This is a genomic window from Pseudomonas sp. F2, assembly GCF_057174385.1.
The window spans coordinates 4389839-4413673 of the sequence record NZ_CM169904.1 but is presented as its reverse complement, the minus strand read 5'-3'; the positions used below and the strand labels follow the sequence as shown (position 1 = coordinate 4413673).

The 23835-nt window shown below is 60.9% G+C and carries 15 protein-coding genes; 2 read left to right on the top strand and 13 right to left on the bottom strand.

What is annotated here, in order from left to right; translation table 11 throughout:
• Positions 1-195 precede the first annotated feature (195 nt).
• Together AC193Q_RS19930 and AC193Q_RS19925 are read right to left on the bottom strand one after the other, a co-directional pair.
• Complete coding sequence (locus AC193Q_RS19930; protein WP_047297332.1) at positions 196-1032, bottom strand: amino acid ABC transporter permease; 837 nt, start codon at positions 1030-1032, stop codon at positions 196-198.
• Entirely contained in the window at positions 1029-1850 is an 822-nt protein-coding gene (locus AC193Q_RS19925) for an ABC transporter substrate-binding protein (protein WP_121182808.1), read from the bottom strand. Before AC193Q_RS19925 ends, AC193Q_RS19930 begins: the two co-directional genes overlap by 4 nt.
• 109 nt (positions 1851-1959) lie before the next feature.
• Here AC193Q_RS19925 and AC193Q_RS19920 point away from each other — a divergent pair, with 109 nt between their 5' ends.
• Complete coding sequence (locus AC193Q_RS19920) at positions 1960-2859, top strand: homocysteine S-methyltransferase family protein (protein ID WP_121182806.1); 900 nt, start codon at positions 1960-1962, stop codon at positions 2857-2859.
• An 88-nt stretch (positions 2860-2947) separates the two neighbouring features.
• Here the strand turns inward: AC193Q_RS19920 and AC193Q_RS19915 are convergent, their stop codons facing one another.
• Genes AC193Q_RS19915 through AC193Q_RS19905 form a run of 3 tightly spaced genes read right to left on the bottom strand, consistent with a single transcriptional unit; the run spans position 2948 to position 4712 of the window.
• Positions 2948-3619, bottom strand: a complete 672-nt coding sequence (locus AC193Q_RS19915; protein WP_047297329.1) for a GNAT family N-acetyltransferase — start codon at positions 3617-3619, stop codon at positions 2948-2950.
• 12 nt (positions 3620-3631) lie between these two features.
• Positions 3632-4078, bottom strand: a complete 447-nt coding sequence (locus AC193Q_RS19910; RefSeq protein ID WP_483878721.1) for an N-acetyltransferase family protein — start codon at positions 4076-4078, stop codon at positions 3632-3634.
• Positions 4079-4088: 10 nt separating this feature from the next.
• Positions 4089-4712 carry an FMN-binding negative transcriptional regulator gene (locus AC193Q_RS19905; RefSeq protein WP_095667978.1) on the bottom strand — a complete coding sequence of 208 codons (624 nt, stop codon included), beginning with the start codon at positions 4710-4712 and terminating at the stop codon, positions 4089-4091.
• 92 nt (positions 4713-4804) lie between these two features.
• On the opposite strand from AC193Q_RS19905, the gene pdxR reads away from it, so the two are divergent.
• The gene (pdxR, locus tag AC193Q_RS19900) at positions 4805-6367 is read left to right on the top strand and encodes a MocR-like pyridoxine biosynthesis transcription factor PdxR (RefSeq protein ID WP_483878720.1); all 1563 of its coding nucleotides are present in this window, start codon (positions 4805-4807) and stop codon (positions 6365-6367) included.
• Between the two features lie 32 nt (positions 6368-6399).
• Here pdxR and AC193Q_RS19895 read toward each other — a convergent pair whose 3' ends face one another.
• From AC193Q_RS19895 to aspA, 8 genes are all read right to left on the bottom strand, one after another.
• Entirely contained in the window at positions 6400-10914 is a 4515-nt protein-coding gene (locus AC193Q_RS19895) for a hypothetical protein (RefSeq protein ID WP_483878719.1), read from the bottom strand.
• Positions 10915-10940: 26 nt separating this feature from the next.
• On the bottom strand, positions 10941-15512 hold the full coding sequence (locus AC193Q_RS19890; protein ID WP_483878718.1) for a hypothetical protein: 4572 nt from the start codon (positions 15510-15512) through the stop codon (positions 10941-10943).
• Between the two features lie 152 nt (positions 15513-15664).
• Complete coding sequence (locus tag AC193Q_RS19885; RefSeq protein ID WP_047297323.1) at positions 15665-16765, bottom strand: polyamine ABC transporter substrate-binding protein; 1101 nt, start codon at positions 16763-16765, stop codon at positions 15665-15667.
• Positions 16762-17787 carry a histone deacetylase family protein gene (locus AC193Q_RS19880; protein WP_315438263.1) on the bottom strand — a complete coding sequence of 342 codons (1026 nt, stop codon included), beginning with the start codon at positions 17785-17787 and terminating at the stop codon, positions 16762-16764. The genes AC193Q_RS19885 and AC193Q_RS19880 overlap by 4 nt, the downstream gene beginning before the upstream one ends.
• A 210-nt stretch (positions 17788-17997) precedes the next feature.
• Entirely contained in the window at positions 17998-18990 is a 993-nt protein-coding gene (locus AC193Q_RS19875) for an AraC family transcriptional regulator (protein ID WP_047297321.1), read from the bottom strand.
• Positions 18991-19192: 202 nt separating this feature from the next.
• Entirely contained in the window at positions 19193-20197 is a 1005-nt protein-coding gene (locus AC193Q_RS19870) for an asparaginase (protein WP_483878717.1), read from the bottom strand.
• Positions 20198-20369: 172 nt separating this feature from the next.
• Positions 20370-21815: an alanine/glycine:cation symporter family protein gene (locus tag AC193Q_RS19865; RefSeq protein ID WP_483878716.1), complete on the bottom strand. Its 1446-nt coding sequence runs from the start codon at positions 21813-21815 to the stop codon at positions 20370-20372.
• A 486-nt stretch (positions 21816-22301) separates the two neighbouring features.
• Entirely contained in the window at positions 22302-23726 is a 1425-nt protein-coding gene (gene aspA / locus AC193Q_RS19860) for an aspartate ammonia-lyase (protein WP_041474969.1), read from the bottom strand.
• Positions 23727-23835 lie beyond the last annotated feature (109 nt).

The following is a 23835-nucleotide window of genomic DNA, read 5'->3' as shown; positions in this document are numbered from 1 at the left end:
CCGGATCGCTCGGTGCTGCGGGCTGCGTCGTTTTGATCGGCGGAAAAGGCCGGATCAACGCAGATTTGCGCATTACGTCCTGCCGGCCTGCTGCCCTTTCCTACAAGTTGTGTTGTCACTGGCCGCTGGTAATGATCAGAAACTCATCTGCCACTGCTCGATCCGCCCGTGGTCGATGTCTGTCGACGCATCAGCTCAGCTACGCCGCACATAAGCCTTGCCATAATGCCGCTCCATGCGCGCCTGAATCAGCTCCAGACCGATCGACATCAGCCAGTAAATGATCGCCGCCGTGGTCAGCATCTCGATGTAGCGGTAGCTCGAGCGTCCGTAGGACTGTGCCAGAAACATCACTTCCCAGACGCCCATCACCGAGATCAGTGACGAGTCCTTGAGCATCGAGATGAACTGGTTGGTGGTCGGCGGGATGATCGTGCGCATCGCCTGGGGCAGGGTGATGCGCCAGAAGATCACGCTCTCGCGCATGCCTAGGGCCAGCGAAGCTTCGCGTTGGCCGTAGGGCACGCCGAGGATGCCAGCGCGGAAAATCTCGCTCAGGTACGCGCCATAGTTGAGTGACAGGGCAATGATCCCGGCGACCACTGCGCCGGGCACCACGCCCAATTGCGGCAGGCCGAGGTAGATCAACAGGATCTGGATCAGCAGCGGCGTGCCGCGAAAGAACGAGGTGTAGAAACTGGCGATCCCGAACGCCACGGCGCTTTTCGACAGGCGCGCGAGGGCGGTGACGAAGCCCAGCAAAGACGAAGCGACGATGGCGCACGCGCAAAGAAACAGGGTCAGCGCCGCACCCTGCAGAAAGCCGTTGGGCGCCAGGTGCACGCCAAGCAGATTCGGCAGCTTGTCGAGGATGATCGAGAGCTTCAGATCGAAGCTCAGGAAAAACCCGGCGAACAGGCTGAACATCACCGCCCAGGTCAGGTACAGGCGCGTGCGGAAACCAAGCAGCCGTTGCAGGCGCGATTCAGCCACCGGTTGCGGCGGCTGTGGGGGTGTCGGGAAGGCAGTCATTGGCTGATATCGGCGCCGATCCATTTCTGCGACAGCGTGCTCAGCGTGCCGTCCTGCTTGAGTTGCGCGAACACCTCGCGCACCTTGGCGTCCCACTGGGCGTCACCCTTTTCGATGGCCACCGAGTTCGGCTCCGAGTACAGCTGCGCGCCGGCCAGTTTGAAGCGCTGGTCCTGATTCAGGCGCGGCTGCGCGGTCACCAGGTTGGTGAGGATGGCATCCAGGCGCACACCGGCGCCCAGGCCTAGGTCCTGGAAGGCGACGTTGTCGGTATCGTACGGAGCGATCTGCACATCTTCGAACGGGTACTCCAGGTGCGTGTCTTCGGCGCCTTCAATGACCAGATTCTTGTTCAGATAACTTTCGTAGCTGCTAGCGCTGGTCAGGCCGACTTTTTTGCCGCTCAAGTCCTTGGCGCCGTGGATGCGATCGTCCTTGGCGTTGACCACGATCACGGCGGGCGAGGCGTAGTACTCGACCGGGAAATCGAACACTTCGGCGCGGGCCTTGCTCGGGGTCATGGAGCAGATGCAGATGTCGTAGCGCCCGCTCCAGCGGCCGGCAGCAATCACGTCCCAGGATGGCGTTTCCAGGCGCAGCTTGACCCCCAGTTTTTCCGCGACGGCTTTGGCGACGTCGACGTCGAAGCCGTCGAGTTGATTCTGCTCATTGAGAAACGAGAAGGGCGGGTAGCTTTCCATCAGCACGCCGACCAGTTCTTTTTTATGTTCGACGCGATCGAGTGTGGCGCCGCCGAAGGCTTGAGTGGACGCGGCCAGAATCGTCAGGCCCAAGGCCAGTAGCGGTTGAAGTTTCACAGTCGACACCTGAAAAAGGGGTTGTTATTAACCGAATGGTGCGTATTAAATAGTTATAAGAACTACTCTGGTAGTGAGAAATATTCATAAGCATATGAGCGAAAAGCATATGGGCACAGCAAGCACGGTAATTCTCGATGGCGGCATGGGCCGTGAGTTGCAACGCGCCGGGGCGCCGTTTCGGCAGCCCGAGTGGTCGGCGCTGGCCCTGATCGAAGCGCCGCAAGCGGTCGAAGCGGTGCACGCCGCCTACATCGCCAGCGGCGCGAATGTGATCACCAGCAACAGTTATGCGGTCGTGCCGTTTCATATCGGCGAGGCGCGGTTTGCCGCTGAAGGTCAGGCTCTGGCGGCGTTGGCCGGGGAGCTGGCACAGCGTGCGGTACAGGCTTCGGGCAAAGCGGTGCGGGTGGCCGGTTCGTTACCGCCGCTGTTCGGTTCCTATCGCCCGGACCTGTTCGAAGCGACGCGGGTGAACGAATTGCTGGCGCCACTGGTGACCGGCCTGGCGCCGCATGTCGATCTGTGGCTGGCGGAAACCCAGAGCTCGATCATCGAGGCGCGTTCCATTCGTGCCGGTCTGCCGCAGGACGGCAAACCGTTCTGGCTGTCGTTTACTTTGAAGGATGAAGACACCGACGAAGTATCGCGTCTGCGCTCCGGTGAGCCGGTGGCTGAGGCTGCGGCCGTGGCGGCGGAGCTGGGCGTCGAGACGCTGCTGTTCAACTGCAGCCAGCCGGAAGTGATCGGCGCGGCGATTGATGCAGCGCGCGCCACCTTCGAACGCCTGGGCGTGCAGATTCACATCGGCGCGTATGCCAATGCGTTTCCACCGCAACCGAAAGAGGCGACGGCCAACGACGGCCTCGACCCGCTGCGCGATGACCTGGATCCGCCGGGTTATTTGCACTGGGCGATTGACTGGCAGCAGCGGGGCGCCAGCCATTTGGGCGGTTGCTGCGGGATCGGGCCGGAACACATTGCGGTGCTGGCGCAGAAACTGGGGTAAACAACAGATCAAAAGATCGCAGCCTTCGGCAGCTCCTACAGGGGATTGATGTTCACCCTGTAGGAGCTGCCGATTTTGCTTTGACGATTTAACTACGGCACTCGACCAAGCCTTTCACCTGCCCGGTCGGCGTCTGGTTGGCATCGCTCAACCACTGCTCGAACCCTGCCGCAATCGCCGGCCACTCTGAATCCAGAATTGAATACCACGCGGTATCGCGGTTCTGGCCCTTGACCACCATGTGCTGGCGGAACACGCCTTCGAAGCTGAAGCCCAGGCGTTCGGCGGCGTATTTGGAGCGGGCGTTGCCGTTGTTGCATTTCCATTCCAGGCGCCGGTAGCCCAGCGCGAAGGCATATTTGGCGAGCAGGTACACCGCTTCAGTGCTTTTCGGCGAGCGCTGCATCGACGCGCCGAAGGTCACGTGGCCGATCTCGATGCGGCCCTGCGCCGGGACAATCGACATCAGACTCAAAATGCCCTGCACCTGGCCTGTAGCGCGGTCGATGATGCTGAAGAAATACGGATCGCTGCTGGCCGCATGGTTGTTCAGCCAGTCATTGAACGCGCTGCGCTGCGGAAACGGCCCGTAGGGCAAGTAATCCCACAGCTTAGGGTCGGCGCCGGGGCCCTCAAGGGCGTTAAACAGCTCGTCGCCGTGGCGCGCCGGGTCAAGTCTTTCCAGGCGGATAAAGCGGCCTTCGAGCAGTTTGCTGGTGGGCGCCGGGACGCCTTTCCAGTCGGCAAGGGAAGTGGTCATGTACGCGGCTCCTTAAATGGCTTTGCGAAACTGGATGAACCCCGGGCGCTCGGCGATGCGCTCGTAGAGCTGGATCGCGGTGGCATTGGTTTCGTGGGTCAGCCAATGCACCTTGCAGCAACCGTCGGCCTTGGCGGTGGCGTAGACGTGTTCGATCAGCCGGCGTCCGACGCCAGTGCCACGGGTCTCCGGCGTCACCAGCAGGTCCTGCAGGTAGCAAGAGTTTTCGATGCTCCAGTTCGAGCGGTGGTAGATGAAATGCACCATGCCCACGGCCTTGTCATCGGCCCAGGCGAGGGCGGCGTGGGTCGGTTCACTCGGGTCGAGGAAACGCTGCCAGGTGCTGTGCGTGACGGTGTCCGGTAACTCGGTGTTGTAAAAGCGCAGGTAGGCCTGCCACAACGGCAACCAGGCGGCGTGATCACCGGCAGTCACCGGGCGGATCTGGATCTGACTCATGCTGATTTCCTTAACGCATCAAGTGGGCGAGGGTCTGGTCATGGATGTCGGGGCTGGCAGCCAGGCCTTCGCGCACGCCGGCAATGTCTTCGGCGCTGCGGTTCTGGCTGAGCTTGCGCTTGCCTTCGAGGCGGTCGATGGGAATGGCGAAACCGACGATCGCCTTGAGCATGCCGTCGATATAGTCGGCCGGTGCGTCGTCGACCTTCCACGGTTGCGCGCGACCGGCTTCATGGCGATCAGTCAGTGTGCTGACGATGTCGAGCAGGCGCCCGCCGTCGCTGAAGGTTTCCGCGTGGCCGTAGGCGTGCACGGCGACGTAGTTCCAGGTCGGCACGACTTTGCCGTGCTCGGCCTTGCTCGGGTAAAACCCGGGGCTGACGTAGGCGTCGGGGCCGGTAAATATCAGCATCGCTTCAGCGCCGTCGCGCAGGTCTTTCCATTGCGGATTGGCTTTGGCCAGGTGCCCGTACAGTGTGCCGTTCGGGCCTTGTTCGCGGTGCAGCAGCACCGGCACATGGCTGGCTTGCAGACCGTTTTCACCGTGACTCACAAGAATGGCAAGGCGAGTGGCGAGGATCAGTTCGTGCAATTGCGACAGGTCGTCGATGGCGAAGGCGCGGGGCGTGTACATGGAGAGATTTTCCTTGGCGAATGCCTGCATCCTAGGCAGGCTATTGGTCTGTTGTAAGAGCCATTGATGACCAATTTCATAGGTCCATTGCCATGCCCGAATCGACCACACTGTCTATGCCGTTCAATCCGGCCGGAATCGAACTCGATCGCCGTCGGGGTCTGAGCCGGCAGCTTTATCAGGCGTTGCGCGCGCGCGTGCTGGATGGACGCCTGGCCAGTGGCACACGCTTGCCTGCCAGTCGCGATTTGGCGCTGGCCCTGGCGATTTCGCGAAACAGCGTGGTGCGGGCCTATGACCAGTTGTATGCCGAGGGTTTTATCGAGGGGCGGGTGGGGGACGGCACGTATGTTGCCCAATTGCCCCAGACAGTGCTGCCGGCAAAAAAACTATCCACAAAAATATCCACAGGCTTTTCAACAGGCTTATCAACAGCCTTATCCACAGATGGGCTGGATTTGCCTGTGGATTCATCCAGCAAGGTTATCCACAGTGCCGCGCTGACTCGCATCAAAAACAATCATTTGTCCCGTCCACCGAGTGGCCCGCCCCGGGCTTTTCGGGTGGGCGTTCCAGCGTTCGATCTGTTTCCTTTCGATGTCTGGGCCAAGCTGAATGCGGCTTTCTGGCGCAAACCGGATCTGCAGCAACTGTGTTACGGCGATCCGGCCGGCGATGCTCGATTACGCGGCATGATCGCCGCCTATTTGCGCAGTTCACGAGGCCTGCCATGCACAGCTGAGCAAATTGTGATCACCAGTGGCGCGCAGCAGGGGATCAGTCTTTGTGCACAGCTGTTGGTCGAGCCGGGTGACGGCGTGGCGATCGAGAATCCGGGCTATCGGGCGGCCGGTCATGCCTTCGCCGTGGTCGGTGCGCGGTTGCACGGAGTGGCGGTGGACAGTGAGGGAATCGACTGCAATCAACTGGCGGACCTGAAGGACTGTCGCCTGACTTACGTCACACCATCGCATCAGTACCCCACCGGCGTGGTCATGAGTCTGGCTCGACGGCTTGAGCTGTTAGCCTGGGCCGAGCGCGCACAGGGCTGGATCGTCGAGGATGATTACGATGGCGAGTACCGTTACAGCGGTGCGCCGCTAGCCCCTTTGGCTGCCCTTGACCGACAGGGGCGCGTCCTTTATGTCGGCACATTCGGCAAAGTCGCTTTTCCGGCATTGCGTCTGGGTTATCTGGTGTTGCCGCCGGGATTGGTGGATGCCTTTGCCCAACGGCGCGCCGTGGATGTGCGTCATTCGGAAGTCAGTACGCAAGCGGTGATGGCCGAGTTCATGGCCGCCGGGCATTTCCAGCGGCACATCCGGCGCATGCGTCGCGCGGCGTTGAGTCGGCGCAACAGTCTGCTCGGTGGCTGGCCGCAAGATATTGCGGGCATCGGCCCATTGCCCGCTGTCGCCGCCGGGCTGCACTTGACCGTTGCCGTCGAGAATGTGGCACGCGAACGCGAACTGATTGAGCTGGCGCGCGGTGTCGATGTCGAAATCAATGCCTTGAGCAGCTATTGGCTGGAAGACTCGGCGGTTCCGGTCGATCGTCGTGCCGGGTTGGTTCTGGGCTTCGCAGCCGTGTCTGAACAGGCGATCGAGGCGGCGCTCCAGCGTTTGCGAACGGTTTGGTGCACCCCTTTGACTTGAAGCGGGAGCCATGCAGGCGCCCGCATCCGTTCTCAAGGGCGTGGTTCGAGTTGCAGGAACACACTCAGATCACTGATCCGGCGCAAGACGTAATCAAGCGGCGTCAGACTACTCAAGGCTTTACGACGTTCGGCACTGAGCGACTGCAGGTGTGCATCGGCGATTTTCAGGTGTGCGGCGGTGAATTGTTCTGGCGGGTCTGCCAGCGAATCATAGTGAAAGTGCGCCAGCCACAGCGGTCGGTCCTGATCAGTGCTGTCGAGTATCTGATATTCCTGAAAATAATCCTGGCGCTTTTTGGTCCTGATCCGCCCCTGGTCGTTTCTTGCGACCCGCACTTGGTCGTTTTCCAGCAGCCATTGCAAGTAGGCTTGTCGCGGCTGGCGATGTTTGAGCAGTTCTGCGCGCACGGCGATGCCTTGGGCGCGCAGGCGCTCGGCGGCGCCGTTGAGTTCCATGCTCAAGGTTGCGACGGGCAGCCGCGTTCCACCGCCGGCGACGATGCGCGCCTGGGCTTGTTCAACATTGCTTGCCAACTGCTCCAGTCGGCGGGCCTGATTATTGAAGAGATCCTGCATGTCAGCCGGTATGCGGTTGGGTTTGAGCGCATCGCGACGGGTCCGGTCGATGAACGCCTGGACGTGCTCATTTTGCGTCAGGGCGTCATCGATGATGTCGATATCGTCGAGGTGCGCTTTGGGAGCCGCCTTCGGCGCAACCGGGAGTACTTGTTGCAGCAACGCGTCGCTCGCGGTTGCCGGCTTGGCGGGTGCAGGATCGCGTGGACGACTCTTGGTGACCTTGCCGGCGGGGCGAGACGGTCCTGCGACCGGTGGCTTTGCCGCGAGCGGCATGGCTCTGTCGGCGTTCTCCGGCAGCCCTTCGCTCAATTGTTCCTGGGCCAACTGCCTGAACTCACCGATAAGGCTTTTGATTCGCTCGATTTCGGTTCGGTCGATCATGTCGGGGTACTCGCCTGGCAAGTCGCCCAGACGTTGTTCGGCGTCATCATAGACATCGATCAACCGGCTCAAGCGATCGATGCGCGCCTCCACGCTCTGTCCCGTATCGGGCGATCTGAGCAAGGCGGCATGCTGGTGGCTGGCGGTTGCCGCTTCGACAATCAATACACCGGTTGCTTCCCGTGCCGCTTCGGTGGCCGTGGTACGCAGGCATAATTCATGGGACATGCCGATGGCATTCGATTTCAAGTCCCATTGAGTAAAAGCAGGCAGCAGGCTGCGCAATTGTTGGGCGGTGGTCATGCCGGCGCTGCCGGTAGCATCAAGCGCGGCGAGGGAGTCGCTGGACTGTTTCAGGCGGGCAATCATTTCCTGGCTCAACGCCAGGGTTTGTTGCACCTCCTGAATATGCGACTGCAATGCGCTCGATGAATCGATCACGGTGTTCTCGACCAGCTTTTGAGTCAGCTGCGAGTACGCGTTGCGTTTGAGGACGAACCAGAGGCTGAGGTTTTTCTGCAGCAGCACTGTCATGCGCTGCAACTCGCTGAAATAGCCCTCCGTTCCGCCCAGCAGGCGCCACTGGCCGAGGTTTTTCAGGGCCTCGTCGTAATCGCCTATGAGTTTTTCCACCTGCTCAAGGTAGCGTCTGGAGGCCTCTTCATGGGCTTGCCCCGAACTGCCCAGCAATGATGTCTGAGCGGTTTCCAGGGCGGCGTTAGCCGTGGCTTCCTGACCTCTGAAAACGTCCAGGGCCGAGCCCAGTTGGTTTCTTTGCGTTTCCTTTTCCTTGCGCTGAGCCTTGAGCCGGCTCTTGAGGCTTGTGCCTCCGGCGCCGCCGCGCAAGCGCAGTCGTGTGTCCACGAACCATTGACCCCGCTGGTTATGGATCAACAGAGGCCCGGTGTTTGAAGGCGTCTTCGGATAGACGATCAGCACCTGCTCGTCATCGTTTTCCATGACCTCAAACCAGCGCTCACCGACCTGGGCAAAGGTCTTTGAATTGAGGCGATACATGGGCGCCTTGCCGCGCAGCAAGGTTTCCAGATTGGCCGCGGTCAAGTCAGGAGGCGAGACTGCCAGACCGTTCAAAAACGTTGCCAACGCCGATGTCGAACGACGAGGTACCGAGCCGCTGGCTGCAAGCGAAGAGCAGTGGCTGTCAGGCAGCTCGCCAGTCATGACGGTATTGATGTGCGTAACCGTGGGCAGCGCAGGCCTCGTCGGGCGGATGATTTCGACTCTGGGCATTGTTGCGGTGCGGGTGCCGGTCTTGCGTCGAGCGGCGGCGTGATGGGCCAGAATCATCCCCATGTTCAGCAGCATGTCGGCAATGGCGCTCCACTGGGCACGCTGATCGCCGCGATTGTATGCGTCAACGACTTGATCAGTTTCACTGATGCTTTGCCAGACCCAAATAGCGGCTCCGGCCGGGCCGCAGAGAAAGTTTGCGGCCACGTTGAGCAGCGCCCAGCCGCTGTCGCGCAGCAGGTTCCAGCGTCGTTGCGCATTAGACAGTGATTGACGGTCCGCGAGCTCGGCCATCGCCAGTGCATGGGTCTTGAACAGGACCGTAAACACGTCCCCGGTCAGCTCTTGTGTGGACAACTCGACAGGCCCGGTCCAGTTCGCGGAGGTCCATGGCTCGGCCAGCATTTGTGCCCCCAGCCATGGACTCGGCAGGCCGACAGGGAACGTGTATTGCTCATATTTGAAGCTGGTTTGCGAATCCGCCAGCCAGGCGAGTACCGAATCTCTCAAGGCGCCTGATTGATGCAAGGCGTACAACAGGTTTTGTGTCGAAGGGAACTGCAGCAGTGGCTGATCCATCAAGGGGCGATACAGCAGACAAGGCCCGGTCTCGTTATTGCGTTCAGCGATGATGAACATATTGGTGACGGTGTCACCGTTGTCCTGCCCGGCCTGCACGAACTTCAGGGGACGGATGCCTACGGTACGCGGCCGGCCGGGCGTCGGTTTGAGCCACTCACGCACAAAGCGATAACCCTGCTCATCGATACCGCCAAGGCCACGCAGTTTGCACTCCAGCGCAATCAAGGGAAGCAGCGCTTGCAGTTGGCTGATGTAAAAAGCCTGCTGCAACGGTGCTTGCACCGGATCGTCAATCAATCTGTTTCTGATCAGTTCAGGGTAGGCCTGGCCAATATCAACCTTGGCCGCCATGTTCGTCAGGTAGGCGACCGTCAGCCAGGACGGCACCGGGTATGCCGGGCTGAACGCAATGGAGGCCAGATACGGCGCACTGTTTTGCAGTGCGTACTCAGCCAGGGTTTCGGTGTGAGTGTCGTGCGGATTGGGCAGCGTCACGCCGCCCGATTCGAAACTATGGGTGACATGGATGCGCAAGTTCTCCAGCGGCAGCCCGACAGCAGTTTTCTGCTCGGCAAGAATCGCCTCACGCATACGGTTCTGTGCATAGGTGTCGATAGCTGGAATCGGTTGCAAAGCGTTGTCTGCCTGGCGATAAAGCTGGCCCAGGGCATTGATCGATTGACTGTACTGATCAAGGTCGGCGGCCGATGCGCCAAACAGCCAGTCGGGTATTGCCTCGTTCAGACCGATGAGTGCGTTTGCTGGCGGCTCGCTGTAGTCCAGCACAGAGGGAAGAGTGCCGCTCGGCGATTGTGCTGCGGTGACGAGGCTTTGTCGGGTCAATGCCTTAATGGCATCCAGCTGGCTGGAGACCAGCGCCCAGGCCATGTGATCAAAGAAATTGCCTTCGGGTTCGAATAATTGCCACTGCAGGTTCTGACCGCTCGGCAATGCGATGCGCGAAGGCAATGTGTCACCCAGTTGCTCAAGAGAGTCGTACGTTTCATAACCGTTTTCCACGGTGTACATCATGACCAGATCGCGTTGCTCGTAACGTCCGGTCACCACGGCAGCGCCCCCCAGAAGAAAGTGATGTGCGATGCCTTGAGCATCGACGCCATCCATATCCAGCAGGCATACCCGAATGGCCGCCAGTGTTTTGTCCTGGATCAGACGTTTCTGTTTATCGGGTTGCTGAGAGATGGCCCGCGCGACCCGGCACTGAATCTCATCCCAACCGTCAGCGCTGCTCACGTCCAGCGCTTTGCGCAATGCTTCGGACAGGGCCTGCCATCGCGGCACCTGGTGTTGAGTGCTGTTCCAATATTCCAGCTGGTGTTCGGCAAAAGCCACGAACAGCAAGGGCGAGCAGTCATTGAGTACAACGGCAATGGCCTCGATATCGACGTCCAGATGCACCACGGGCGTGGCCTGGGGATTCAGGGTCAGATAGTGTTCGCCCTCCAGATAATTGGCACTGGAACCGCTCAGACAGTGGCGGATCAGGGTCTGAGTCAGCGATTCGTATCGGGTCGGCAAGGCCATCAGATTACCGTCGAGCCACTGCCATTGCGGTGTTGCGATCTTGGTCACATCGGGATCGATATCTCGTTGCGGATAGCGCGCTTTCAGTGCCTGGCGGAGCATGGTGGCGGCGACCTCATCGATTGTCGGGCCGCGACTGGTCTGGTGGATGATCAGGCTTTTTTGTAGCAGTGTCCGGGTTTCGCCGTTCTCTGAATCGTTGCTCATTGTCACTTCCTTTTGACGTGGCGGGTTCATTTGAAAAACAGTGCGCGTGCCTGCTGCGGGCTGATCGCGCTGCGATAGATGGCAATGATTTGCGGGTTGCTGCTGGCGGAGCTCAAATCGATGGCGCCGGCCAGGCGCCGCTGTTCCTGAAGTTTCAGGTGGGCCGCCGTGAAGGCATCGACAGGCGCGTCGAGGCTGTCGTAATGGAAGTGGGCGTACCATAACGGCCTGCCGGTGCCTTGCTCGCGAATCTCATACTCCTGCAAGTAATCCTTGCGCGGCCCTTTCAAGCGGCGTCGGGCTCCGCCCGAGACAATGACGACTTCCTCCTTGCTTAATAACCATTGGATCCGGGCAGCCGTGGGCGGTTGTTGTTTGATCATTTGCACCCGCACCCGGTAACCCTCGGCGTACAGGCGCCCACAGGCTGCATGCAGCTGCGCGATCAGCGCGGGTGGTTCCTCGGTGCTGTTGGCCCGCAGGCGCGCCTGCTCCAGGTTTTTTGCCTGCTCATCAAGCTGTTCGGCCTTGTGCTGAAACAATTCTTCGATTTCTATCGGGATGCGCCCGGGCTTTTTCGCGTGCGCCTCGGTCTGCCGGATGAATCCTTCCACGCCCTCCAGCAGCGTCTGGCCTTGAGTCAGTTGCGTGGCGAGATCCGTGGCGGAGGCCGTGGGGTGACGACGACCGGGCTGTGCGCGCTCGACCCAGACTCCCGGGGTTTTTTCATGAAAGGTGGCAATCACGTTGCCGGTCACGGGCGCTTTTACATCGAGCAGGATCGGTTGTCCTGGCGCCGAAGGACGCAGTTCCCCAACGACCGTGCCTTTGAAACGGGTTTTGATGACTCGTTTGCGTGAAGCCGGCGCGGGCCTTGAAGGGCCGGGAAGAGGTTTGACAGGCGCGTGATCCAGCAGCAGTTGCGCCAGGTGTTTCTCGGTTTGCTGCTGGAATTCGCCGATCCGGGTGCGTAGATGTTCGAACGGCAGATCAAGGATCTCGTCCTTGTGGTTGATCTGAAAATCTTCGAGCGACTGAGCGATGTCGGCAAACTGTTCCAGCAGGTCGTTGAGGCCTTCGATCCGTTCGCTGGTCCCGAGGCTGGGGTGTTCGGTCATCAGTTCCTGAGAGGTCTGGATGACCAGATTGCTGCTGTCGATCAAGCGTACGAGATCGGCTTGCGCCTGCCTCGGGCCTGCCGGCGCCTGTTCTTTCAGACAGAGATCGCGCGCCAGCGAAACCTGCAGCGCTTTGAGATCGTTGACACTGTAAGCAGGAAGCTTGGTGCGATAGGTATTGGCGATTTGTGCGGCGCTCTTGCCCAACCGGCTCAGTTCCTGGAAGCGCGAGTGGGCGAATTCGATCCTGTTGATCATGCCTTCGCTTAAGTCTGACATCTTGCGATAGGTCGCGACGTCACCGGCACCCTGGGCCGCCTCTTGTGCTTCAAGCAGTACCAGGGTTTCCCTGAGCGCTTGAGCGAATGTCGGGTTGCGCTGGTCGAGCCAGGTCTGGTTGAAGAACAACTGCGTACCGAGCATCTCGGTCATGGCGCTACGGAAGTTGGGCACCGTCTCCAGCAGATTCAACGCTTTCAACTGCTCGATCGGGGCCGCGTACTCTCCGGTCCGGCGCTCCAGCAGTTCGAGGAAGCGAGTCTGCTCGGTCAGTAATGTCTGGTCGCTGGCCGCCTTCATGGCGTTATAAGCGGCTGTCAGTTCCTGACGTGCCTGTTCGCGCTGGGCATCGAACTCCGTGAGTTGTTTCTTGAGCGCCGCGATGCGTTCGCGGTTTTCCTGGCGTTTAGCCAGGCGGCGTCTGGACAGGCCTCCTCCGCGCAAACGCAGGCGGGTGTCGACGAACCATTCGCCCCGTCGATTACGTATCAACGCAGGCCCATGTTGCCCAGGCTGCTGTTCGCTATTGATGATCGATACGTCACCCGTGGCCGCAACCGTTACCTCGAACCAGCGTTCACCCACTGGCGCGTAGTAGCGGGTGGCGTGACGGTAAAGATAGGCATGCAGGCCGGTTTCGCTGGCCGGTGGCACCAGTGAGACCGGACGAGTGACGGCGAAACGATCAAGGGTTTTGGCCAGGTTCAATGCGGTATCGGTGTGCAATGAACTTCGGTGCTGAACCGGATGCTCGCCCAGCACATCGGCCTGCTGAACAATCGTCACAGGTGTGTGTGTCGAAGGCCTGCTGACGGTGTCGGCAAGGGGCGCTGGCGCTCTTTCGGTTCTGTCATGTGCCCAGTTGCGCGTGCTGGCGTGATGGGCGAGCACCATGGCCAGGGTCAACAGCAGATCGGTCATTGCGCCTTTCTGCTGCTCGGTGTCACCGGTGACGCCGGCATCGAGGGTTTGCTGCAAGTCGTCCAGAATTTGCCAGATCCAGGCGGCGGTGCCTGCCGTGCGCCCGAAAAACGGCAGCGCGGCGTTGAAAATCAGCCAACCCGCTCGCTTGAAACTTTCCCAGCGATTTTCGCTGTTAGAGATCGATTGTCGATCAGCCAGCTCGATCATGGCGCCGACATTGGCCTTGAAGACAGACGCCAGGTAATCGGTGTTGAGAACCCGTGTTCCCAGCGTCAGGGTTCCGCTCATTTGCAGCGACGTCAGTGGGTCGGCGAGCAGTTGCGAGAGCGACCATACCGTCGGTCGGTCGTCGCTGAACACATAGTTGGCGTAATTGGCACGGACATTACCTGGCAGCCAGGCGAGGACTGATTGACGCAGTGTCGGCGAATGTTTGATCGCGTAAAGCAGGTTGGCCGGCGAGGGGTACTGGCTCAGGCAATGATCAAGCAAAGGCCGGTACAGCAGGCATGGGCCCTTGTCCATCTGCCGGGGACCGATGACGTACATGTTGGCGACTTCGTCCGTGGATTGGCCCGGGCGCCACGCCGGATTGAGGGCCAGCGGGCGAATGACGATCTCTTGACCGTCAACCCGGCGATTGGCATCGACTATCTGCACGACAGCGGCGATATAGCGATACCCCGTCTCATCGATGCCGGCCTGTGCGCGAATTTTCTGTTGCAAAGCGAGCAGCGGCAGTTCAACGCGCAAGCGGCTGGTGAACAGGTTCTGCCGGCGCAGGCTTTCCAGCGAATCATCACGCAGTTTGCTTTTGATCAGGGCGGGATAGGTCCGGCCAATGTCGACCGTGGTGATCAGCGCTTCCAGATAGCTTGCCGTCATCCACGCCGGCACCGGGCTGCCGCTGAGACTGCACACGGTTTTGTTGCCCGTTGGCAGGCTGATGAGGTTTTGTAGCGCCAGGTCGCCCAGGCTGAAGGTACTGCGCTCGGATTCAAGCGGCGGCGCGAACGCGCCCCACACCACCACACTCTCCACCACGACCCGGATGTCGGCCAGATTCAGTTCCGCCGCATCGGGATGGTCCTTGAGCATCGCCTCGCGCAGTTGCTTCAGTGCGAACTCCTGAATCGGCGGGATACCGTCATCGAACGACTGGCCGCTGTTCTGGATCTGCACCTGCGCCAATTCCATCAAGTGGCGGCTGTAAGCGGTCAGATCGGTAGACGATGCCTTGGCCATCCATTCGGGCAGCGCTTGTTGTAGCTGCTTGAAACGAGAGGGCGATTGGCTGTCTGTCGGATTGAGTCCGTGAGTGGTGCGGTTGATAGGCGGGGCCAGACTGATTGAGTCGGTTTGTGTGGCGAGCGCAGTGATGGCATCGGCCTGGAGGGCGATCAGGTTGCACGCCAAGTGGTCGAAGTAATCGCCCTCAGGTTCGATCAATCGCCATTGCAAGGTGCCTGACGGGCTGCCTTCGATCTGCGTGTGCAGTGACGCGCCCAATGCCTGCAACGAGTCGAAGGCCTGAAAGCCTTGAGTGATGGTGTGCGTGAGAATCAGCGTACGTTTGCCGAGCGTGCCGATCAGGACCGCCATATCGAGCACGTTGAGGTGCCTGGAAACGCCGTTGTCGTCGGTATCCAGGTCGATCAGGCAGGCGCGTGAGAGAAAGTGGTCATGAACATGGCGCGTAGTTTTTTGCGGATAGTCGAAAAGACCGCGAGCCATGGCGCGCTGGTCGTCGTCCCACGCTGGATGGGACTGCACGTTCCACAGCTCGCGCAGGGATCTGGCGAGCTCCTTCCAGCGAGGCATCGACGCGCGGGTCAACTGATTCCAGTATTCGACCTGTTGTTCGGCAAACGCAACGAACAGCAACGGTGCCAGTTCATTCAGCAGTCTGGCGATGGCTTCGATGTCGACGGGCAGTTGCACTGGGGTCGGTGCCAGAGGTTGCAGCGTCAGGTAGTGCTCGCCGTCCAGCCAGGTCACCGATGTGGCGCCAACGCCGAGACGCACGAGGATGTCAGTCAGGGATTCGTAATACCACGGTCCGGGGACGACCTGCTGATCCTGAACGGTCCAGCCTGGTGTCACGACCATGGCCAGTCGAGGATCGATTCGTAGTGTCGGGTACAGACTGTTGAGCGAAGGTTGCAGGGCGTTGGTCGCCACCTCTCTGATAGACGGCCCGGTGACCAGTTGCGTGAGAAGGGCATCCCGGTCGGTAGACAGCGCAGGGGTGGAAGAGGGGCTCGGTGTTTCGGTCATGGTCACATCCTTTGTGCAGGGCGGCAGGCACAGCGCGGGTGCGGTGGGCGATCCGTTGCAAGGTAGTGACAGGTGAAGTATTCGAGGTGGTAGATAGATATTGCAGGCAAAAAAAGACCTGCGCGTGCGCAGGTCTGGGTCATGCGAAGCGATCAGGTGCCGGATTTGATCTTGGTCCAGGCCCGTGTGCGCGCCCGTTCGGCATCACGCGGCAGCGGTTGCAGGGTGTAAAGCGTGCCCATCGCCGCATCGGTCGGGTACAGGTTGGGGTTGTTGCGGATCGCCGGGTCGACCAGTTGGGTGGCGTCCTTGTTCGGGTTCGGATACCCGACGAAGTCGCTGACCGGCGCGATCACCGCCGGTTGCAGCAGGTAGTTGATGAAGGTGTAGGCGTCTTGCGGATTCTTCGCGCCCTTGGGAATGGCGAGCATGTCGAACCAGATCGGTGCGCCTTCCTTGGGCAGGCGCATGTCGACCACGACACCGTTCTTCGCCTCTTTGGCGCGGTTGGCCGCTTGCGAGAAGCTGCCGGAATAACCCACCGCGACGCAGATGTCACCGTTGGCAATATCAGCCATGTATTTGGAGGAGTGGAAGTAAGTGACGTACGGGCGGATCTTCATCAGCAACGCCTCGGCCTTGGCATAGTCCGCCGGCTTCTTGCTGTTGGGGTCCAGGCCCAGGTGTTGCAGGGCCAGCGGCAGGATCTCCGACGGCGAGTCGAGCAGGGCGACGCCGCACTGCTTGAGCTTGCTGATGTTCTCTTCCTTGAAAATCAGGTCCCAGCTGTCCACCGGCGCGTTGTCACCCAGTGCGGCCTTGACCTTGGCCGGGTTGAAACCGATCAGGATGGTGCCGTACATGTATGGCACGGCGAACTGGTTGCCCGGGTCGTTGGCCTCGATCAGCTTCATCAGTTTCGGATCGAGGTGATTCCAGTTCGGCAGTTTGCTGCGGTCCAGCGGCTGGAACACCCCGGCCTCGATCTGCTTGGCGAGGAACACATTGGACGGCACCACCACGTCATAGCCGGAGTTGCCGGTCAGCAGCTTGGCTTCCAGCGCTTCGTTGGTGTCGAAGATGTCGTAGACCAGTCTGGTCTGGCTGTTCTGCGCCTTGAAGTCTTCCAGCGCCTTGGGCGTGATGTAGTCGAACCAGTTGTAGACGCGCAAGGTGCGTTCTTCGGCGTGGGCGCCGAAGCTGAGCAGCGCCGCGCACAGGGCTGGCGCCATGCAGTGCTTGAGTCGGTTCATTGTTCGAACCCTTCCAGCACGTTCACCGCGTTGATGCCGATTTCTTCGACGGCGTAGCCACCTTCCATCACGAACAGGGTCGGTTTGCCGAGGGCGGCGATGCGCTTGCCCATTGCCAGGTAATCCGGGCTGTCGAGCTTGAACTGCGAGATCGGGTCGTCCTTGAACGTGTCGACGCCCAGCGACACGACAATGATGTCGGCGCCATAGCTGTCGATCTCGTTACAGGCCTGCTCCAGTGCCGCGCTCCACACCTCCCAGCCAGATCCGGCCGGCAGCGGATAGTTGAAGTTGAAGCCTTCGCCGGCGCCTTCGCCGCGTTCATCCTCGTAGCCGAGGAAGAACGGAAACTCGGCTTCCGGGTGGCCGTGGATCGAGGTGAACAGCACGTCGCTGCGCTCGTAGAAAATCGACTGGGTGCCGTTGCCGTGGTGATAGTCGACGTCGAGGATTGCGACTTTCTTGTGGCCGGCATCAAGGAATGCCTGAGCAGCGATAGCGGCGTTGTTGAGGTAGCAATAACCGCCCATCAAGTCGCTGGCGGCGTGGTGTCCCGGTGGTCGGCACAGGGCGAAGGCGCTGCGGGCGCCGCGCTGGATTTCGGCCTGGGCAGTGAGGGCGACTTGCGCTGCGCTATACGCTGCTTGCCAGGTGCCGGCGGTGATCGGCGCGCCGCCGTCGAAGCTGTAATAGCCGAGCTGGCCGTGCAGGCTGGTCGGTTTGATCTGGCGCAGCGTGCGCGCCGGCCAAGTGTACGGCAGCAGGTCGCCGTCGGTGTTGAATTCGGTCCAGCGTTCCCAGGCGCCTTTGAAGAAGTCGAGGTAGTCGCGGCTGTGGATGCGCGCGATCGGTTCGAGACCGAAATCCTTTGGCGCTTCCACCGAACCGAGGTTCTGGTGCTTGACCCGTTGCAGCACATGGTCGGCACGCGATGGCATCTCGAAGCACGGCTTGAGCTGGCCGTCGATGAGCTCGCAGCGGCCGTGGTGCAGGTGGTGATCGTCCGAGTAGATGGTCAGCATTTGTTGTTCTCCGCAGGGGCTGATTCGGTTGCCCCCAGTGTTGCGGCGCGCGGCGCAACGGAGAACGGCAGGAAAGGCCAAAAGGGGATCGATATGGCCAAAAAAACTGACCGCAATTCGCCCCTTTCCAGCAGATCAAAAGATCGCAGCCTTCGGCAGCTGCTACACAGATCGGCGTAGGAGCTGCCGAAGGCTGCGATCTTTTGATCTTCAGGGTCTGAACTGGCTCGGCGCCACGCCGCTCCAGCGCACGAACGCATGGCGGAAACTCGCGGTTTCGCTGAAGCCCAGGGTCTCGGCGATGCGGTAGATCGGCAACTGATCCTCGCAAAGCATCTGCTTGGCACGCTCGAAACGCAGTTCGTCGAGCAGCTCCTGATAACTGCTGCCCATGTCCTTGAGGTGGCGGCGCAAGGTGCGCGGCGAGCATTTCATCTGCTGGGCCAGCCCCTCGAGGCCCGGTGCTGCATTGAGCTGGGCACTGAGCAGCTGGCGAATCCGCCCCAGCCACGCCTGCCGTCCGGTGAATTCGATGTTCTGTTTGCGGCAGCGGTCGGCCATGGCCTGATGCGTGATGCTGTCGGCCAGTGGCAACGGTTGATCGAGCCAGCGCCGGTCGAAGGCGAAGGCGTTGTCCTTGGCGGCGAAGTGCAGCGGGCTGGCGAAGTGCTCGGCATAACTGTCGCGATAATCCGGCGCAGCATGTTCAAAACGCGTCGCCAGCAATGGCAGCGGATGCCCGAGCAGGTCGTCGCAGATGACCTTCAGCGACACCAGGCAGAATTCCGCGTTGAACACCGCCATCTCCGGGCTCTCGCGGTAATCGGCAGCGACGAACCAGACGCGCTCGCCATCGTCTTCCAGGCTCAGTTCGAAAAGTGTTCCCAACAGCGCCGGATAGCGAATCGCCAGGCGCAAAGCGTCACCGAAGGTGGCACAGGTCAGCAGCGCGTAACCGAGGATGCCGTAGCAGGAAACGTGCATCCGCCGGCCCAGTTCCAGGCCAATGTCGTGCTTGAGCGCGACCGCGTTGGCGCACACCTGCATTTCCTGATTGGTGGTGATGCGCGTGTCGGCGCGGTTCAGATCCGCCGCACTGATGCCGCTGCCGGCCAATAGCGCCTCGCTCGACAGGCCTTCATCTTTGAAGGTGTTGAGGATAAGAGAGACGGCGTTGAGGGTGGTGAGGTGGGAGTGCAGCATGTGATCTTCCAGCCTGGGGATGCTGGAAACGGCAGCAAGTTATATGCCGCACACAGATCAAACGGTGTGAGGGCTGTTGTGGCGAGGGCGCTTGCTCCCGCTGGGGCGCGTAGCGGCCCAAAAACACTGCGACTGCTGCGCAGTCGAGCGGGAGCAAGCGCCCTCGCCACAGGGGATCACTCCTGCAAGGGTTCGGGTGGAGTCAGATCAGCTCGCCACACAGGTCGAGTTCGATCAGCCGGCGCACTTCGGTCGATTCCAGACCTGCACCCAACAACGCCTGCAACTTGCCGAACGCCGCCTCGCGGGTCATGCCGCCGCCGGATAACACGCCAACGCCGCGCAAACGACTGCCGGCTTCATACACATCCAGCTCGACCCCGCCTTCATGGCACTGCGTGACCGCGACCACCACCACGCCGTTATCCCGCGCGCGGCCAAGGCTGGCGAGGAACTCGGGATTGTCGCTCGGCCCGGTGCCGCTGCCGTAGCACTCCAGCACCAGACCCTGGATACCGCCGTCGAGCAACCCGTCGACAATCCCGGCGCTGATGCCGGGGAACAGTGGCAGCACAGCGACATTCGCCAGTTGTTTTGGCTGGTCGTAGTGCAGCGCTGCCGGAATCGACGTGGCTTTCATGCCGCCGCCCTGACGCGTCAGGCGCTTGAACGGATGACGGCCGAAGCTGCGCACTTTCGCGCAACGGGTCGGATCCAGCAGTTCGCCATGGAAGTACAGATGCACGCCCGGCGCCAGGCCTTGGCCGAGGGCGACCAATGCGCCGCTGAGGTTTTCCCAGGCGTCGCTGTCGGTGACACCGGCCGGCAGCATCGAGCCGGTGAAGCACACGCGGGCATGCAGGCCCAGCAACTGAAAGCTCATGGCGGCAGCGCTGTAGGCCAGGGTGTCGGTGCCATGCAGGATCAGCACGCTGTCGCAGCCTTGCACGTCCACCGCATCGACCACCGCTTCGCGCAGTTGCTGCCAGTAGGCCGGGGTCATGTTGGCGCTGTCGATCAGTGGCGACATTTCCCGGAAGCGCCACTGCGGCACCACCAACTCGGGCTGGCTGTGCAGGTAATCGCGCATGCGGGTTTCGAAACCGGACGCCGGGGCCAGGCCGTTGGCGCTGGCCTGCATGCCAATGGTGCCACCGGTGTAGAGCACCATGACGTGTTGGGCGGCGGGATAAGTCGACGAATTCATGGGGATTCTCCGAAAGGATGAGGTCCTTGTGGGAGCGAGCCTGCTCGCGATGGCGGTTGATCATTCAGCATTGATGTTGGCTGAAAGACAGCTATCGCGAGCAGGCTCGCTCCTGCAGGTTATTGCATCACAATAACTGACGGGCGCAGGGGATGCGCCCGTCATTCACCTGTCAGCGTTGCGCTGCAGGGACGCCTTGCGGCTCGGCTGCGGTCTTGCCGACGGCTGGCGCCTCGGTCGGCCAGGCCTTCAGGTCCAGATCCAGGTCGGTAAATTTGCTGGCATCGAACACCGGCTGCTTGATGCCGGCGCGGCGCTGCTCGTCGTAGTCGCGCATCACGCGCATGCCGACCTTGAACAGCATGGCCAGGGCTACCAGGTTGACGAAGGCCAGGCAGGTCATGGTGATGTCGGCGAAGGCGAACACGGTCGAGAGGTCTTGCATCGAACCCCATACCACCAGCGCCAGGACCAGGCCGCGGAATACCATCAGCACGGCGCGGTTGCGGCTGAGGAACTGCAGGCTGTTTTCGCCCAGATAGTAGTTGTAGAGGATGCAGGTGAAGACGAACAGCGACAGCGCAACGCTGACGAAGATGCGGCCCCAGTCACCGACTACCGCGGCCAGCGAGTTCTGGGTCAGGACGATGCCGTCACCTTCGAAGCCCGGGGTGTAGAAGCCCGACAACAGGATCAGCAGCGCGGTGCAGGTGCAGATCACGAAGGTGTCGAGGAACACGCTGAAGGCCTGAACCACGCCCTGAGCGCCCGGGTGTTTCACCGAGGCCACGGCGGCGACGTTCGGTGCACTGCCCAGGCCCGCTTCGTTGGCGAACACGCCACGCTTCACGCCCATGACGATGGCGCTGCCGAGCAGGCCACCGAAGGCCGGGTCGAGACCGAAGGCGCTCTTGAAGATGGTTTCCAGCATGGCTGGCACGTGTTCGATCTGGGTGCCGATCACGTACAGGGTCACGCCGATATAGGCCAGGGTCTTGACCGGTACCAGCAGATCGGACACCGCAGCGATGCGCTTGATGCCGCCGATGAAGGTGATGGCCAGCAGCACCGCCAGCACGATCCCGGTGTGGCGTGGGTCGAAGGCAAAGGCGTTTTGCAGCGAGTGGGTCACGGTGTAGGACTGCAGGCCGATGAAGGCGAAGCCGTAGGTGACCAGCAGCAGGATCGAGAACACCACCGCCATGCCTTTGAGTTTCAGGCCGTGCTGGATGTAGTAGGCCGGGCCGCCACGGTACAGGCCGTCACCGTCGGCGCGCTTGTAGACCTGCGCCAGGGTGCATTCGAAGAAGCTGCTGGACATGCCGACCAGTGCGGTCACCCACATCCAGAACACCGCACCCGGACCACCGAGGGTCACGGCGATGCCGACACCGGCGATGTTGCCTGCACCGACGCGGCCGGCAAGGCTGAGCATCAGGGCCTGGAACGAGCTGAGTTGCCCGCCGCTGCTTTTCAGGCTGTCGCGGAACACCGCGAACATGTGGAAGAAGTGGCGCAATTGAACGAAACGCGAGCGAATCGTGAAGTAGCTACCGAGCCCGACAATGAGCACGATCAGTACTTTCCCTGAGAGGAAGTCGTTGATGACTTCGAGCATGGATTTTTCCTCGCTGTTTTTTGTGTAAGCAAATGCTGGATGTTCAGAAACATCGCGTTACACCGGTTTGCGCGCGGCACGACAGGTGAGGCGAAGATTTCGTCCCGGATCCATTTCGCGGGTTTGTTATTAGTTCGGGTTTCGCATGGGTTATGGCCTCGTTACCGACGACCGCTCACGCGAAGAGGGGCGGCACTATACCGATCAGTGCGGCGCCCGTCTGCACGCTCGTGGTGCAAGCGACGAAACGAGAGTTGCTGCAAAATCAAAAGATCGCAGCCTTCGGCAGCTCCTGCAGAGTTACATCCATCATGTAGGAGCTGCCGAAGGCTGCGATCTTGGCGGTATCAAATACGCAAAACATTTAACGTCCTGCCCGCAAAGAAGTTAAAAAAAAGGGCTTGGGGACTGATCCCCAAGCCCTCAAAAGGTGAGAGGTGTCTAGTCCCTCGACCTGGTGAGCGGTGCTACAAATAACGCGTCGGCTCAGGCTTTGAGCGGAACCAGACGCGGGGCAATCATGTTTTCCGGGCGCAGGATGTCGGCGAGCATGGCTTCGTCGAGCAGGCCTTCTTCGCGCACCAGTTCCAGCACGCCACGGCCGCTTTCAAGGGCGATACGGGCGATGCGGGTGGCGTTTTTGTAGCCGATGTACGGGTTCAGCGCGGTGACCAGACCGATCGAGTGCTCGACCAGTTCGCGGCAGCGGGCTTCGTTGGCGGTGATGCCGACGATGCAGTGCTCGCGCAGCATGTCCATGGCGCGTTGCAGCAGGCGGATCGAGTCGAGGATCTTGAACGCGATCAGCGGCTCCATCACGTTCAGCTGCAGTTGGCCGCCTTCGGCTGCCATGGTCAGCGCCAGATCGTTACCGATGACCTGGAAGGCCACCTGGTTAACGGCTTCCGGAATCACCGGGTTGACCTTGCCAGGCATGATCGAGCTGCCTGGCTGACGCGCTGGCAGGTTGATCTCGTTGATGCCGGTGCGTGGGCCGCTGGATAGCAGGCGCAGGTCGTTGCAGATCTTCGACAGCTTGACCGCGGTGCGCTTGAGCATGCCGGAGAACAGCACGAAGGCGCCCATGTCGGAGGTGGCTTCGATCAGGTCGGCAGCGGGCACCAGCGGCTGACCGCTGATCAGCGCCAGACGCTGAACGGCCAGCGCTTGATAGCGCGGGTCGGCGTTGATGCCGGTGCCGATCGCGGTGCCGCCCAGGTTCACTTCCGTCAGCAGTTCCGGGGCCAGCGTCTTCAGACGGGCCAGGTCTTCGCCCATGGTGGTGGCGAACGCACGGAACTCTTGACCCAGGGTCATCGGCACGGCGTCTTGCAGCTGGGTACGACCCATCTTCAGGACGTGGTTGAATTCTTCACCCTTAGCGGCGAAGGCCTGAATCAGGCTGTCGAGGCTGGCCAGCAGCGAATCGTGACCCAGCAGCAGACCCAGGCGAATGGCGGTCGGGTAGGCGTCGTTGGTCGACTGCGCCATGTTGACGTCGTCGTTCGGGTGCAGGTACTGGTACTCGCCTTTCTGGTGACCCATTGCTTCGAGCGCAATGTTGGCGATCACTTCGTTGGCGTTCATGTTGGTGGACGTACCGGCGCCACCTTGAATCATGTCGACCACGAACTCTTCGTGGAAATCACCGCGGATCAATCGGGCACAGGCTTCGCTGATGGCAGCGTGCTTGGCTTCGCTCAGATGACCCAACTCACGGTTGGCGTCAGCGGCGGCCTGTTTGACCATCGCCAGACCCACAACCAGTTTCGGGTAATGCGAAATCGGAACGCCGGAGAGACGGAAGTTGTTCACCGCTCGCAGGGTCTGGATGCCGTAATACGCTTGAGCCGGTACTTCGAGGGCGCCAAGCAGGTCGTTTTCTGTGCGGAAAGATGCAGCGGAGGACATGATAGAAATCATCTCGATATGGACCCGGTCTATGCCGGAACGCTGCGAATGCTAGGCTTACGGGATTTTTTGGGCCAATGCTGTTAAACACTGGCCTATGCACATTCGG

What these genes read in the sequence shown, in the direction of transcription:
- AC193Q_RS19890 (WP_483878718.1), bottom strand. Translation starts at nt 15,512, where the DNA reads ATGACCGAAACACCGAGCCCCTCTTCCACCCCTGCGCTGTCTACCGAC.
- AC193Q_RS19905 (WP_095667978.1), bottom strand. Translation starts at nt 4,712, where the DNA reads ATGTACACGCCCCGCGCCTTCGCCATCGACGACCTGTCGCAATTGCAC.
- AC193Q_RS19930 (WP_047297332.1), bottom strand. Translation starts at nt 1,032, where the DNA reads ATGACTGCCTTCCCGACACCCCCACAGCCGCCGCAACCGGTGGCTGAA.
- AC193Q_RS19910 (WP_483878721.1), bottom strand. Translation starts at nt 4,078, where the DNA reads ATGAGTCAGATCCAGATCCGCCCGGTGACTGCCGGTGATCACGCCGCC.
- AC193Q_RS19870 (WP_483878717.1), bottom strand. Translation starts at nt 20,197, where the DNA reads ATGAATTCGTCGACTTATCCCGCCGCCCAACACGTCATGGTGCTCTAC.
- AC193Q_RS19915 (WP_047297329.1), bottom strand. Translation starts at nt 3,619, where the DNA reads ATGACCACTTCCCTTGCCGACTGGAAAGGCGTCCCGGCGCCCACCAGC.
- aspA (WP_041474969.1), bottom strand. Translation starts at nt 23,726, where the DNA reads ATGTCCTCCGCTGCATCTTTCCGCACAGAAAACGACCTGCTTGGCGCC.
- AC193Q_RS19895 (WP_483878719.1), bottom strand. Translation starts at nt 10,914, where the DNA reads ATGAGCAACGATTCAGAGAACGGCGAAACCCGGACACTGCTACAAAAA.
- AC193Q_RS19875 (WP_047297321.1), bottom strand. Translation starts at nt 18,990, where the DNA reads ATGCTGCACTCCCACCTCACCACCCTCAACGCCGTCTCTCTTATCCTC.
- pdxR (WP_483878720.1), top strand. Translation starts at nt 4,805, where the DNA reads ATGCCCGAATCGACCACACTGTCTATGCCGTTCAATCCGGCCGGAATC.
- AC193Q_RS19865 (WP_483878716.1), bottom strand. Translation starts at nt 21,815, where the DNA reads ATGCTCGAAGTCATCAACGACTTCCTCTCAGGGAAAGTACTGATCGTG.
- AC193Q_RS19880 (WP_315438263.1), bottom strand. Translation starts at nt 17,787, where the DNA reads ATGCTGACCATCTACTCGGACGATCACCACCTGCACCACGGCCGCTGC.
- AC193Q_RS19920 (WP_121182806.1), top strand. Translation starts at nt 1,960, where the DNA reads ATGGGCACAGCAAGCACGGTAATTCTCGATGGCGGCATGGGCCGTGAG.
- AC193Q_RS19885 (WP_047297323.1), bottom strand. Translation starts at nt 16,765, where the DNA reads ATGAACCGACTCAAGCACTGCATGGCGCCAGCCCTGTGCGCGGCGCTG.